Source organism: Aquabacterium soli (assembly GCF_003933735.1).
Classification (GTDB): Bacteria; Pseudomonadota; Gammaproteobacteria; order Burkholderiales; family Burkholderiaceae_C; genus Aquabacterium; species Aquabacterium soli.
In genome coordinates this window covers 133,613-146,918 of sequence record NZ_RSED01000009.1, presented here as the reverse complement: position 1 = coordinate 146,918, position 13,306 = coordinate 133,613, and the positions used below count along the sequence as shown (strand labels likewise).

The window sequence follows — 13,306 nt, the reverse complement described above, 5'->3', positions numbered from 1 at the left end:
ACACCGTCATACCTTGCGCACCAGGGCGCGACCGAACAAGCCATCGGGGCGCAGCGCCAGCACGGCGATCACCAGCGAGAACGTGAGGATCTGCGTGTAGCCCGAGCCCAGCGTGGCCGTGACCAGGGCCTCCACCACGCCGAACAGCAGGCCCGCCACCATCACACCCCAGGCACTGCCGATGCCGCCCAGGATGGCCACCGCAAAGGCCTTGAGCCCGAACAGCGTGCCCATGTCGGCCTGCACATTGAACAGCGGCGCGATCAGCACCCCGGCGATGCCGGCCAGCAGCGTGGACACGGCAAAAGCGCCGGCCACCACGCGCCGGATCGGGATGCCCATCAGCCGCGCGGCATCGCGGTTCTGCACCACCGCCAGCATGGCCGAGCCCCAGCGGGTGCGGCGCGCCACCTGGTGCAGCACGGCCGCCAGCAGCAGGCCGATCACGGGGATCAGCAACTGCAGCGGGTACACACCCAGGCCCAGCCCAGCGATGTCCACCGGCGTCTGCGCCAGTGGCGACGGCAGGCTGCGCGGCTCCTTGCCGAACCCGAACATCACGGCGTTGTCGAGCACGATGCCCAGCGCCACCGTGGCCATCAGCCAGACATCGGAGCCCCGGCTCACGAAGGGCCGCACGGCCACCGCCTCGACCAGCAGGCCGTACAGCGCGCACAGCGCCAGGGCCGCGGCGATCGCCAGCGGCATGGGCCAGCCCAGCGTCTGCGCCAGGCTGAAGGTCAGCACCGCGCCCAGCATCATCGAGCTGCCCTGCGCGAAGTTGACGGTGCCCGACACCGCGTGCGTGACATGAAAGCCCAGCGCCATCAGGCCGTACATGCTGCCCAGGCCCAGGCCGCTGATCAAGGCGGAAAGCACAAGCATCTCAGGTCCTGCTTACTTGACCAGGCCGACTGGCAGGATCTCGTCGCCGATGAACTGCGCCCACACGTAGTCGTGCTCGGTGATGGCGTCGTGCACCTCGGGGCTGAAGGGCTTCACATAGGTCTTGATCAGGCCTTCGTAGCGGTCGATCTTGTAGAAGCCCTGGCGCACGGCATCGCCGTCGGTGCTGCCGGCCTTGGTGATGGCCTGCGCGGCCAGGTGCAGCGCGTCATACGCGTTGGCCACGCCCACGGCCGGGGTGATGTCACCCACGTCCTTGATGGCGGGGTATTTGGCCTTGAGCGAAGCCACCACCTTCTCGCCCACGGGCGACTGTTTGCCGAAGAAGCTGTAGGTCTGCACGAAGTGCACGTTCTTGGCGTTCGGGCCAGCCAACTCGGTGAAGCGGCCACCGGCCGGGCCCCAGTGCGAGACCACCGGCACCTTCCAGCCCATGCGGTCCAGCGACTTCACCACCTGCGCCGAGGGGCCCACATTGCCCACCAGGAACAGCGTGTCGGCGCCCGCGGCCTTGAGACGCGTGAGCTGCGGCACCACGTCCACGTCGTTGGCCTCGAACTTCTCGACACCGGCCGCCTTCAGGCCCTTGGCGTTGAGCGCCGCCGTCAGGCCCCGCTCGTTCGACTCGCCCCAGGGGTTGTTGACCAGGATCATGCCGGGCTTGGCCGACTTGAAGTTCTTCTGCGCGTAGGTGAGCATGGCGCGGTCCACGATCTCGTCGACCGCCGACACGCGGAAGGCGAAGTTGGGGTTGCCATTGTTCTTGGTGATGGGCGTGCCGGCGGCCCAGGGGCCCATGAAGGGCACCTTCTCCTGGTTGGCCATCTGCACGATGGCGACGGACACGGGCGTGTCCAGACCGCCGAAGAGCACCGTCACCTTTTCCTTGTAGATCAGTTCTCGCGCAGCCATCACGCCCTTGGGCGGGCTGCCTTCATCGTCGCGGCGCACCAGTTCGAGCTTGCGCCCGCCCAGCAGGCCCCCCTTGGCATTGACCTCGTCGATGGCCAGGGTCAGGCCACGGGTGATGGCCTCGCCGGCCAGGGCGGACTGACCCGACAGGGCCGTGACCAGGCCGATCTTGATGGGCTCGGCCGCGTGGGCCGCGGGCAGCAGCGAACAGGCGAGGGCGGCGGCGATCAACGCGCGGCGGTGCAGGGCAGGCATCACGGACATCTCCAGAAAAAAGCACAAGGCTGTGGGTGATGGCCGTGGGTGGTTGCATGAACCGTGCCTGATTGTATGCAATCTCATTGAATATTGTCGACAATATAGATTCTTCCATGTCGGCAATCTGAGGCACGAATCTGGTGCGAACCTGGAGCGAATCGTCCAGCGCCGCATCGATCCCGGGCATGGATGCCCTGCCTTGGGGAATCGGTTTCGGCGCACATTTCATTTTCTTAACGCCATCTGATCAACGCTCAGCCAAGCCGCCAAAGGCGGGAGCAGGCGCCTTTTTTGTCTGACAATGAGATCAGATTTTGTCGACAATGATCGGAGACACCCGATGTCCGTCCGCCCCTCCCAGACGACCGAAGACCGCATCTACGGCACCATCTTCGACAGCGTGATGTCACAGCGCCTGGCCCCCGGCACCAAGCTGCCCGAGGTGGCACTGTGCGAACTCTTCGGCGCCACGCGGGCGGCGGTGCGCAAGGTGCTGCAGCGCCTGGCGCATGACCACATCGTCGAACTGCAGCCCAACCGCGGGGCCAGGGTGGCCGCCCCCACACCACAGGAGACCCGCCAGATCTTCGAGGCACGCCGACACATGGAGGCAGCCATCGCGCGGCTGGCCGCCGAGAACGCCACCAAGGCCGACATCGCCGCGCTCCGCGCGCACCTGCGGCAGGAACATGAAGCCTTGCACCACACGGCCCAGCCCGCCTGGGCCCGCCTGGCCTGCGCCTTCCACCTGCAGTTGGCCGAGGTGGCACGCAACCCCATCCTGCAACGCTACCTGGGCGAGCTGATGTCGCGCTGCTCGCTGATCGTGGCCCTGTACGAGCCCCCCGGCCACGCCGCCTGCGAGCACGACCAGCATGCCGAGATCGTGGATTGCCTGGCGCGCCGCGATGCCGAGCAGGCTGTGCGGCTGATGGATGCGCATCTGCGCGAACTGGAACAGAACGTCTGCGTCGAAGCGGCCGAAGCCGACGATGGCCTGGCGCGCATGCTGGGCCTGGCACCGGAAGAAGGGGCCCGGCCTGCGAAGGCGGTCAGGGCCGCTTGACCCCCGCCCGTCGGTCCTGCCACACCGACAGGCCGAACATGCCCATCCCGCCCAGTGCCAGTGCCAGGCCCACCCAGCCCGTCGATGTCCAGCCCAGCCCGGCCGCGATGGCCACGCCGCCCAGCCAGGCGCCCAGCGCATTGGCCAGGTTGAAGGCCGAGTGGTTCAGGGCGGCGGCCAGCGTCTGCGCGTCTCCCGCCACGTCCATCAACCGGATCTGCAGCGCAGGCGCGATCGCCACCAGCGTGCCCACCAGGAACACATTGACGGAGATCGCCACCACGTAGGGCGCCGTGAAGGCCACGCCCACCAGCACCAGCGCGTTCCACACCAGCAGGCCCGCGATGGTGCGCATGAGCGATTTGTCCGCCAAGCGCGATCCCACCAGGTTGCCCGCCACCATGCCCAGGCCGAACAGGCTCAGTACCAGGGGCACGGAGTTCACCGACAACCCCGTCACCTCCGTCAGCAGGGGCTTGATGTAGCTGAACACCGAGAACATGCCGCCAAAGCCGATGGCCCCGATGCCCAGCGTGAGCCACACCTGCGGCCGCCTCAAGGCGCCCAGCTCACGTGATGGGCTGGCACCGTGCGGGGCGGGCAGATCGGGCACATGGCGCTGCACCAGCACGCAGGTCACTGCCGCGATCAGGCCCACCAGCACAAAGGCCGCACGCCAGCCCAGGTGCTGGCCCAGCCAGGTCGCGATCGGCACGCCCACCAGCGTGGCACTGGTCAGGCCCAGCATCACCAGCCCCACCGCACTGGCCCGGCGCGCTGGCGGCGCCAGCGACGCGGCCACCAGCGCGGCCACGCCAAAGTAGGTGCCGTGCGGCAGGCCGGCGACGAATCGAAGCACGTTCATCGACACATAGCCCGGCGCAGCCGCGCTGGCCAGGTTGCCCACAGCGAACAGGGCCATCAGCGCCACCAGCAGCCTTCGGCGCGGCCAGTGCGCCGCCAGCACGGCCAGCAGCGGCGCACCGATCACCACACCCAACGCGTAGGCGCTGATCACGTGGCCGGCCTGGGGGATGCTGACGTTCAGGTCCTTGGCCGCCTCGGGCAGCAGGCCCATGATGACGAACTCGCCCGTGCCGATGGCAAATCCGCCCACCCCCAGCGCCAGCACCGACGGCCAGAAGGCCTCTTCATGGCGAACGGCGGGTGCCGGGGAAGGGGCGATGGAAACGGAGCTCATGGGGACAGCGCAAGAACGGGCATCACAACGGGATTCGGACACGTCGGCCCGACGATCCACATTGTGCTGCGGCGCAGCAAATCACGGGCCTGGCGGGTCTTTGTCCACGGTGCAGCTCTGCAGACGCCGTTACGATGTCGCCCACACCGCCTGTCATCCGGTTCGCACCATGTCCACCACCACCCTGCTGCTCCAACTCATCGTCATCCTGGGCACCGCCCGTGTCTGCGGCTGGCTGTTGAGGCACCTGGGCCAACCCAGCGTGTTGGGCGAAATGGCCGCTGGCATGGTGCTCGGCCCCGTCATCATGGGCGCCCTGCTGCCCGAGGTGCACGGCCAGCTCTTCGCCAAGGCCTCGCTGGGCGGGCTGTCGGCGCTGTCCACCGTGGGCCTGGTGCTGTTCATGTTCGTGATCGGGCTGGAGCTGCGCGCGCACCGCGGCGTGCGCCAGCAGATCCAGGCTGCCGGCATCGTGGGCCTGGTCAGCACCGTGGTGCCGCTGGGCCTGGGGGTCGCGCTGGCACCCGTGCTGTACCCGGCCTTCGCGCCCCAGGGCGTGGGCTTCTGGCCCTTTGCGCTGTTCATGGGCGCGGCCCTGTCCATCACCGCCTTCCCGGTGATGGCACGCATCCTGAAGGACAGGGGGCTCACGAGCACCGGCTTCGGCCAGCTCTCGCTCAGCGCCGCGGCCGTGGTCGATGTGGTCGCGTGGATCGTGCTGGCCTTCGTCGTGGCCCTCACCGGCGCGCAGGGCAGCCAGGCTGGCCTGCTCAAGATCACCGTGGGCGCCGTGCTGCTGGCCGGGCTGGTGTACGGCGGGCTGCGGCCCTTCTTCGCGTGGCTGCTGCGCACGCACGCGCCGGACGGCGAGCCCTCCACCACCGTGTTGGCCTCGCTGATGATCGGCCTGCTGGGCTGCGCCCTGCTGACCGAGTGGCTGCACCTGCACGCGGTGTTCGGCGCCTTCCTGTTCGGCACCTGCCTGCCACGCGACGACCGCCTGCTGCGCTCGCTGGCCCAGCGCATCGAGCCCCTGTCCATCGTGGTGCTGATGCCGCTGTTCTTCGCGCTGGCAGGCCTGAACACCAGCGCCAGCGCCTTTTCCAACGCCAGCCTGGGCGCACTGCTGCTGATCCTGGCCGTGGCCACGCTGGGCAAGATCGGTGGCGGCCTGGTCGGTGCGCGCCTGGCCGGCTATGGCTGGCGCGACAGCCTGGCCGCCGGCTCGCTGATGAACGCGCGCGGCCTGATGGAGCTGATCGTGATCAAGGTGGGCCTGGACGCCGGCCTGATCGGCCCGGAACTGTTCACCATGCTGCTGGTCATGGCGCTGGTGACCACCGCCATGACCGGCCCCCTGATCAGCCTGACCACCCGCCGCGTCCAGGCCAGTGGAGCCACGGCCGCGCAGGGCAGCTGAAACGGTGCCATCATCACGGACCATGTCGACGCCACGCCTGCTCCTGATCGATGACCACGCGCTGTTCCGCACGGGGCTGCGCATGGTGCTGGCCAATGGCCTGGGGCCCGTGGAGGTGTTCGAGACCTCCTCGCTTGAAGAAGCCATGCATCAGGACATGCCCCCGCCCGACGTGGTGCTGCTGGACATCCAGCTCAAGGGTGTGAACGGCCTGGACGGCATCGCGCTGGTCCAGCGCCGCTGGCCAGACGCACCCGTGCTGATCCTGTCGTCCGACACATCGCCCGCCACCGCGCGGTCGGCGCTGAGCCGCGGCGCGCGGGCCTTCGTCTCCAAGGCCGATGCGGCCGAGCACGTACTGTCCTTGATCGGACAGGTGCTGCGCGGTGAAACGCTGGCACAGCCCACCTGGGCCCAGGGCGATGCGGGCGGTGCCGATGGCGCGCCGGAGTTGCGCCTGACCGCACGCCAGTGCGAGGTGCTGGACCTGGTCAGCCAGGGCCTGTCCAACAAGCTGATCGCCCGGCGCCTGGGCCTGTCCGAGAACACCGTGCGCGGTTATGTGCAGTCCCTGCTGGTGGCACTGAATGCGGCCAGCCGATCGCAGGCCGCCTTCGAGGCCCGCCGACGCGGCCTGATCGCCTGATGCCCGTGGCCTGGCCATCCCGGGCCAATCCCCGGCTGCTGGTCGAACTGCAGTACCTGCTGCACAGGCACATCATCAGCTCCGTGATCCCTGCGGCCCTGCTGGCCCTCCTGGTGGTGTGGACCCTGGACGATGCAAGCAATCCCTGGCCTCTGCGGCTGTGGGGTGTGGCGGTGATCGCCTCCAAGCTGTTCAGCGCCTGGGTCGGCCGCCAGCAACTGCGGCGTGGCGTGCCGCTTGAGGATGCGCGCCGCAACGTGTTGTGGCTGATCGTGCTCAACGCCATCGACGGCGCCGTCTGGGGAGGCCTGGCCTGGGTGACGCTGGGCAGCAGCACGCTGACCGGCAGCATCCTGGTCGTGTCCGTGATCGGGGGCATCGCGGGCAGCTCCATGTCCTCCCTGTCACCGGTGTTCCCGGCCTTCGTGGCCTTCCTGGTCTGCCTGCTGGCCGCGCTGGCCTCCAAGCTTTGGACACTGGGCGATCCGGCCTACGACGCCCTGGGCGTGGCCGGGGTGCTGTACGCGGCCTCGCTGCTGGGCCAGTCACGCAACAGCGCCGAGGCTGCCCGACAGGCCATCACCCTGCGCTTCGAGAACGTCGAGCTGATCGAACGGCTGCGCCAGGAAACGACCTACGCACAGGCTCAGCGGCAGGCGGCCGAGCAGGCCAACGTGGCCAAGTCGCGCTTCCTGGCCGCCGCCAGCCACGACCTGCGCCAGCCCATCCACGCGCAGGGCCTGTTCCTGGGCGTGCTTGGCCGCAGCGCCCTGTCGGGGCCGCAGGCCGAAGCGCTGGCCAACGCCCGTGCCACCTGGCAGGCATCGGCCGAGATGCTGGACACGCTGCTGGATTTCTCGCGCATCGAAGCCGGGGTGGTCGAGCCCCAGCGGCGCGCCTTTGCGCTCCAGCCGCTGCTGCACAAGCTGGAGCTCGAGCTGGCCCCGCAGGCCGATGCCAAAGGCCTGGTCTACCGCTCCATCGACACCGAGGCCGTGGTCAATTCGGATCCCTCGCTGCTCGAACTGGTGCTGCGCAACCTGGTTTCCAATGCCATCCGCTATACCGAGCAGGGCGGCGTGCTGGTGGGGTGCCGCCGCCGCACTGACCATTGGCTGCTGGAGGTGTGGGACACCGGTGTCGGCATCCCCGCCTCACAGCACCAGGCCATCTTCCTGGAGTTCCACCAGTTGGGCAATGCGGAGCGTGATCGCCGCAAAGGCCTGGGGCTCGGCCTGGCCATCGCGCAGGGGCTGGCCAGGGCCCTGGGCCATCCACTGTCGCTGGCCTCACGGCCCGGCCAAGGCAGCGTGTTCCGCCTGACCTTGCCCCAGGCCAGTGCCGCCCTGGGCATGGCCGCCGAAGACGGATGGGCCGCGCTGCCGGAAGGCGAGGACTTCGAGGTGGACACCGCCCTGAACAACGTTCGGGTGCTGGTCATCGACGATGACGAGACCGTGCGCGCCGGCATGCGCCAGATGCTGACGGGCTGGGCTTGCCTCTGCGACACGGCCGAGTCCATCGAAGAGGCCCTGGCGCTGGCACGTGTGCGCCCGCCCGGCCTGGTGATCAGCGACTACCGCCTGCGCGGCCACCGCACCGGCGCCGAAGCCATCGCGGCCTTGCGCGCCGAACTCGGCGACACGCTGCCCGCCCTGCTGGTGACCGGTGACACCGACCCGGCCCGGCTGCGCGAAGCCCATGACAGCGGGGTGGCTCTGCTGCACAAGCCGGTGTCGCCAGCCCAGTTGCACCAGCGCATGCAGGGCGTGCTGCGCGCGGCCGCCCAAGCCGCGACACCGCCTGTCACCTGATCACAGTCCCCGCTGCTGCACGGCCTGCGTCACCCTCGCGTCCACCGACGACAGCGGTGTCTCGCTCTCCACCCACGCCTGGCCGCCGAAGTACCGCTGGAAGATCTTCTCGGCCGTGCGCGTGGCCAGCGCCTGCGTGGTGAGCGTCGGGTTCATGCCGCCGCAGGAGTTGGCCAGGGCCGCGTTGTCGGCCACGAACAGGCGCTTCACCCAGCGCGCCTCGGCATCGGCGTCCAGCACGGAATCGGCCGCGTTGGCCCCCATGCGCATCGACGACTGCATGTGCAGCATCAAGGGCGGGAAATCCATGCGGATGACCTTGGTGGCGCCGGCCGCCTTCAGGATGCCTGCCGCGCGCTCGGCCAGCTTGCGCCGGTTGGCCATCGTGCGGGCGCTGCGCTGGCGCTTGCCGATCTCCACCTTGGGGATCCTGCCGTGCTCATCCGCCGGGAACACGTTCGACAGCGACACCAGGTTCTGCGACTCCACGTCGTCATCGGTGAGCACCAGCACATTGAGCACACGGTTGACGTTGTCGAGCACCTCCTTCATCTCGTGGCCCATGGCGCGGCCAGCCCGCCCGGTCCACGGCCCGGTCTCGCCCTGGCCCACGGTGTACGCCCCGCGCACGCCGCTGTCGCTGAAGCTGGCCGTGAGCGCCTGCAAGGCCGGCGGCAGGCCGACGTTCTCCACCGCGCCCAGGCCCGGAAAGTCGGCGCGCGCGGACGATGCAGCCCCTTTCGATGAATTGGTGTCGTAGGGCATGAGCCCGATCACCCAGTCCAGGGCGTGATCGGTCAGCCCCCGGCCCACCCAGCCGTTCGGGTTGGGCAGGCCGCTGTTGAGCCACAGGCGCGGGTCTTCGACGCAACCGGCCGACAGCACGACCACCCGGGCATCCTCGCTGTAGCTCAGGCCCGTGACCGTGTCGCGCCAACTCACCCCCTTGGCCACCACCTGGCCCGCTTCGGTGGCGCTGCGGATGCGCGTGACGAAGGCATTGGCAACCAGTTGGGCCGCCCGCCCGCCAGGCATCCACAGATCGGCCGTGAGCGCCATGGGCACGTAGCTCGAACAGGTCGAGCGCTTGGCCTTGAGGTTGACGGGCGCACGGATGGGCTCCTTGCAGCCCTGGTAGCAAGAGCCACAGAAGGTGCAGCCCTGGGCCAGTGGGTAGCGCAGCAATGCGGTCTCGGTGGTGCGGCCCGCATTGCCCTGCGGCTGCAGGATGCAGTTCTCCTGCGGACGGAAGGCGTCGCGCAGCGCGTCCTTGCCGGCCTGCACCGGCAGCCCGATGCCTTCGCAGCCGCGGAAGAACACCTGCTCCTTCGTGCCCATGGCGGCGGTCTGCACCGGCAGCACCTTCTCCACCCAGCGGTAGTAGCGCTTCATCTCGGCATAGCCGAAGGGAAAGAGGTGCGCGGTGTCATAGGCCTCACGGTCCGCGCCTGCATAGTCGTTGAAGGCACCCGGCATGGACCGCGGGCAGTTGCCGAAGTAGTGGGTGGTGGTGCCGCCCACGCCCGCCACCTGCGTGATGTAGGAGCGCTGCGGCGTCTCGCGGAACCAGTTGGTGCGGGCACGGTCGGCCGGGCCCCAGCGCAGCGCGCCCTTGAACAGGTTGTTCTGGTCGTCCTCGAAATGGGTCCAGTCCTTCTCGGGCTGGCCGTGGCGGGGGCCGGCCTCCAGCAGCAACACGTCCAGGCCGCGCGCGGCCAGTTCCTTGGCGACGACCGGCCCACCGCCGCCCGCACCGATCACGATCACGTCACGCATCGCTCGCACTCCTTCGGCCTTGGTAGTAGCCTTTGAAATCGTCCCAACCCTCGACGGGGCCGGCCGGCTGGTACTTGGACAGCGTCCAGCCCACCGGGCGCGCGCGCAGAGTGCGGGTCGACGGGTCCAGCACGGACCACTCGCTGTAGCTGCCGAAGCCGGCGAACGCCAGCAGGCCCACGGCGATCAGCTGCACATAGCCGATCACCGTCTTGAGCAAGGAGCCGGGCACCGGGCCCATCAGCTGGATCACCTCGGGGCCCGGGTTCTCCAGCAGCTCGAGCACGCGCGCCTTGTTTTTCCACGACAGGCGCGAGAACGGCGACAGGAAAGGGCCGACCAGGCTGGCCGGCTGCACCGTGAGCGCCAGGGCATTGAGCAGCAGCGCCACCACCAGGGCCAGCGGCAGGCTGTCGTAGGCATTGAGCAGCTCGGTCAGGGCACTGCCTACGTTGAGCGTGAGCCCATCGCCCAGCGACAGGCTCAGGCCACGCAGCGGCGTGCCCAGGCCGATGGCCAGGGAGTTACCCAATGGCGGCGGCAATGGCAGGTAGTTGTCGAACATGAAGGCCAGGAAGGCGTCATTGCGCGCCGCCACGCCGCCGACCTGGAAGGTGGACAGGCCCTGCCACAGCGAGTAGAGGTCATTGCCGGGCACAGCGAAGGCGCTGACGCCGGCCAGCGTGTCGCGGGCCAGCAGGTTGAACTGCGCCTGCAGGCGTTCAATGCGGGAAGGCTGGGTTGACTGAGCGATGACAGCACCATGGCCCACCACGGCGGGGCCCACGGCCAGTGCACAGGCACCGCTCACCGCAGAGGAAGCGAACCGGCGACGCGTGAGGCCGATTGGGGGTTTGTCGTCGGGATCAGGAGGGGGACAGGCCATGGGGACGGCTCCTTCTGGTGGAACAGGCCCCAGGATTAACTGTTTGCGTTAAACGATTTGTAGATTCATTTGTAAAGAGGGTGACAAGTGAAAAAGCCGCGCGTTGGGCATGTGGCTTGCCAACTTCAAGTCAGTGGGACGAAGATGCAACGTCCATGCGACTCGCCCCCGATACAAGGGGCTCCCAGCCTTTAAGCCCGGGCTAAGCCGACGCTTTCATCCTTGCACCGTCAGCGCGCCACCAGCCCCGGGCCACTGCGCTAAGCTGGCGCCCCTCCCACTGGAACACCTGCTGCCCTCATGNCCGGGCCACTGCGCTAAGCTGGCGCCCCTCCCACTGGAACACCTGCTGCCCTCATGCGCCTGCTGCTGGTCGAAGACGACACCATGATCGGCGAAGCCCTGCTCGACCTGCTTCGCGCGGAGCGCCATGCCGTGGACTGGGTGCGCGATGGCGACATGGCCGACACCGCCCTGCGCGCGCAGGGCTACGACCTTGTCCTGCTGGACCTGGGCCTGCCCCGCCGCGACGGCCTGGAGGTGCTGCGTGCGATGCGGGCCCGCAAGGACCGCACCCCCGTGCTCGTGGCCACCGCGCGCGATGCCGTGGCCGACCGCATCGCCGGCCTGGACGCGGGTGCCGACGACTACGTGCTCAAACCTTATGACCTCGACGAGCTGCTGGCCCGCATCCGCGCCCTGGTGCGCCGTGCCGCCGGTCGGGCCGAGCCGGTCTACGAACACGGCCCCGTCAGCCTGAACCCGGCCACGCGCGAGGCCTCGGTCAAGGGCGAGCCCGTGCAGTTGTCGGCACGCGAGTGGTCGGTGCTGGAGCCGCTGATCGCCCGGCCCGGCATGGTGCTGTCGCGCGCGCAGCTCGAGGAAAAGCTCTACGGCTGGAAGGACGAGATCAGCAGCAATGCCGTGGAGGTCTACATCCATGGCCTGCGCAAGAAGCTGGGCGCCGAGCTGATCCAGACCGTGCGCGGCCTGGGCTACTGCGTGCCCAAGGAAGGCAAGGAAGGCCCCGCCACATGATCAGGCTGCCTGGTGCCCACTCCCTTCGGGCCCGCCTGCTGTGGCTGCTGATCGCGGCCATCTCGCTGGCGGCCCTGATTCAAGGCGCGCTGGCCTACCGGTCGGCCCTGGCCGAGGCCGACCAGATCTTCGACTACCACATGCAGCAGATGGCCATGTCGCTGCGCTCGGGCCTGCCCGTGACCGTGACCGTGCCCATGGACGGCCCTGGCGAGGCCCGCCCCGGCGAGGAGTTCGCCGTGCAGGTGTGGACCACGGGCGGCCTGCTGGTGTTCCGATCCAACCTGCGCGTGCCGCTGCCCACCCGCGTGATCCTGGGCTTTGCCGACATGCGCGCCAACGGGGCCACCTACCGCGTCTATTCGCTGGCCTCGGCCACCCACGTGATCCAGGTGGCGCAGGACCTGACCGTGCGCCGCCGCATGGCCGGTGGCCTGGCCTTGCGCGCCGTGGTGCCCACCGCGGTGATGGGCCCGGTGCTGCTGCTCATCGTGTGGTGGGCCGTGGGGGCCTCGCTCGCGCCGGTGGCCCGCGTGCGTCGCCAAGTGGCGCTGCGCCAGCCCGACGAGCTCAGCGAGCTCGACGAACAGGGCGTGCCCGACGAGATCCAGCCCCTGGTGCGCGAGACCAACCTGCTGTTCGGCCGCGTGCGCCGCGCCTTCGAGGCGCAAAAGAGCTTTGTGGCCGATGCCGCGCATGAGCTGCGCTCGCCGCTGGCCGCTCTCCGGCTGCAGGTGCAGGGCCTGCAGCGCGCGCCTGACGATGAGGCTCGCACGATCGCCGTGACACGCCTGATGGGCGGCATCGACCGCGCCACGCGCTTGGTCGACCAGTTGCTGATCCTGGCGCGGCAGCAGGCCAGCGATGGCGCCAGCGCACCGGCTGAGCTGCTGTCGCTGGCCGACATCGCCCGGCTGGAACTGGCCGAGGCCGTGCCCACGGCCCAGGCCCGCCACATCGATTTGGGCCTGGTGCAGGCCGACGAAGTGGCCGTGCAGGGCCATCGCGAGGCCCTGCGCATCCTGGTGCGCAACCTGCTGGACAACGCGCTCAAGTACACCCCCGAAGGCGGCACCGTCGACCTGGCCGTGCGCCGCGACGGCACATCTGCGGTGCTGAGCGTGGAGGACAGCGGCCCGGGCATCCCCGAGGCCGACCAGCAGCGCGTGCTCGACCGCTTCTACCGGGTGCCCGGCACGCCGAGCACCGGCAGCGGCCTGGGCCTGGCCATCGTCAAGGCCGTGGCCGAGCTGCATGGCGCCCCGCTGTCGCTGGAACGCTCGCAGCGCCTGGGCGGCCTGCGCGTGGCCCTGCGCCTGCCGGAAAGCGCCCCCATCCCCACGGCACCCTTGCCTTGATGGTCTTAAGGAAGGGCTAAGGCAG

General features: G+C 69.1%; 11 protein-coding genes. 6 read left to right on the top strand and 5 right to left on the bottom strand.

The annotated features are described in order from the left end of the window. Window positions 1-6: 6 nt before the first annotated feature. Together EIP75_RS13270 and EIP75_RS13265 are read right to left on the bottom strand one after the other, a co-directional pair. Window positions 7-885 (bottom strand): branched-chain amino acid ABC transporter permease, encoded by an 879-nt coding sequence (locus EIP75_RS13270; RefSeq protein WP_125243755.1) that lies wholly within the window; start codon window positions 883-885, stop codon window positions 7-9. Between the two features lie 12 nt (window positions 886-897). Next, complete coding sequence (locus tag EIP75_RS13265) at window positions 898-2,073, bottom strand: ABC transporter substrate-binding protein (RefSeq protein ID WP_125243754.1); 1,176 nt, start codon at window positions 2,071-2,073, stop codon at window positions 898-900. A gap of 343 nt (window positions 2,074-2,416) precedes the next feature. Here EIP75_RS13265 and EIP75_RS13260 point away from each other — a divergent pair, with 343 nt between their 5' ends. Next, on the top strand, window positions 2,417-3,142 hold the full coding sequence (locus EIP75_RS13260) for a GntR family transcriptional regulator (protein ID WP_233584850.1): 726 nt from the start codon (window positions 2,417-2,419) through the stop codon (window positions 3,140-3,142). Here EIP75_RS13260 and EIP75_RS13255 read toward each other — a convergent pair. Continuing rightward, window positions 3,129-4,343, bottom strand: coding sequence for an MFS transporter (locus EIP75_RS13255; RefSeq protein WP_125243752.1), 1,215 nt, complete (start codon window positions 4,341-4,343; stop codon window positions 3,129-3,131). The genes EIP75_RS13260 and EIP75_RS13255 overlap by 14 nt on opposite strands. A gap of 169 nt (window positions 4,344-4,512) precedes the next feature. Here EIP75_RS13255 and EIP75_RS13250 point away from each other — a divergent pair, with 169 nt between their 5' ends. Genes EIP75_RS13250 through EIP75_RS13240 form a run of 3 tightly spaced genes read left to right on the top strand, consistent with a single transcriptional unit; the run spans window position 4,513 to window position 8,223 of the window. Then, entirely contained in the window at window positions 4,513-5,763 is a 1,251-nt protein-coding gene (locus tag EIP75_RS13250) for a cation:proton antiporter (RefSeq protein ID WP_125243751.1), read from the top strand. A gap of 22 nt (window positions 5,764-5,785) precedes the next feature. Continuing rightward, the gene (locus tag EIP75_RS13245; RefSeq protein WP_125243750.1) at window positions 5,786-6,409 is read left to right on the top strand and encodes a response regulator transcription factor; all 624 of its coding nucleotides are present in this window, start codon (window positions 5,786-5,788) and stop codon (window positions 6,407-6,409) included. Then, window positions 6,409-8,223, top strand: a complete 1,815-nt coding sequence (locus EIP75_RS13240) for an ATP-binding response regulator (protein ID WP_125243749.1) — start codon at window positions 6,409-6,411, stop codon at window positions 8,221-8,223. Before EIP75_RS13245 ends, EIP75_RS13240 begins: the two co-directional genes overlap by 1 nt. Here the strand turns inward: EIP75_RS13240 and EIP75_RS13235 are convergent, their stop codons facing one another. Together EIP75_RS13235 and EIP75_RS13230 are read right to left on the bottom strand one after the other, a co-directional pair. Next, window positions 8,224-9,999: a GMC family oxidoreductase N-terminal domain-containing protein gene (locus tag EIP75_RS13235; protein ID WP_125243748.1), complete on the bottom strand. Its 1,776-nt coding sequence runs from the start codon at window positions 9,997-9,999 to the stop codon at window positions 8,224-8,226. Further along, window positions 9,992-10,885 (bottom strand): hypothetical protein, encoded by an 894-nt coding sequence (locus EIP75_RS13230; protein WP_125243747.1) that lies wholly within the window; start codon window positions 10,883-10,885, stop codon window positions 9,992-9,994. Before EIP75_RS13230 ends, EIP75_RS13235 begins: the two co-directional genes overlap by 8 nt. A 357-nt stretch (window positions 10,886-11,242) precedes the next feature. On the opposite strand from EIP75_RS13230, the gene EIP75_RS13225 reads away from it, so the two are divergent. Then, a complete protein-coding gene (locus tag EIP75_RS13225) occupies window positions 11,243-11,923 on the top strand; it encodes a response regulator transcription factor (RefSeq protein ID WP_125243746.1) in 681 nt (226 codons plus the stop codon). Beyond that, window positions 11,920-13,281, top strand: a complete 1,362-nt coding sequence (locus EIP75_RS13220; RefSeq protein ID WP_125243745.1) for an ATP-binding protein — start codon at window positions 11,920-11,922, stop codon at window positions 13,279-13,281. Before EIP75_RS13225 ends, EIP75_RS13220 begins: the two co-directional genes overlap by 4 nt. The last annotated feature ends 25 nt before the right edge of the window (window positions 13,282-13,306 follow it).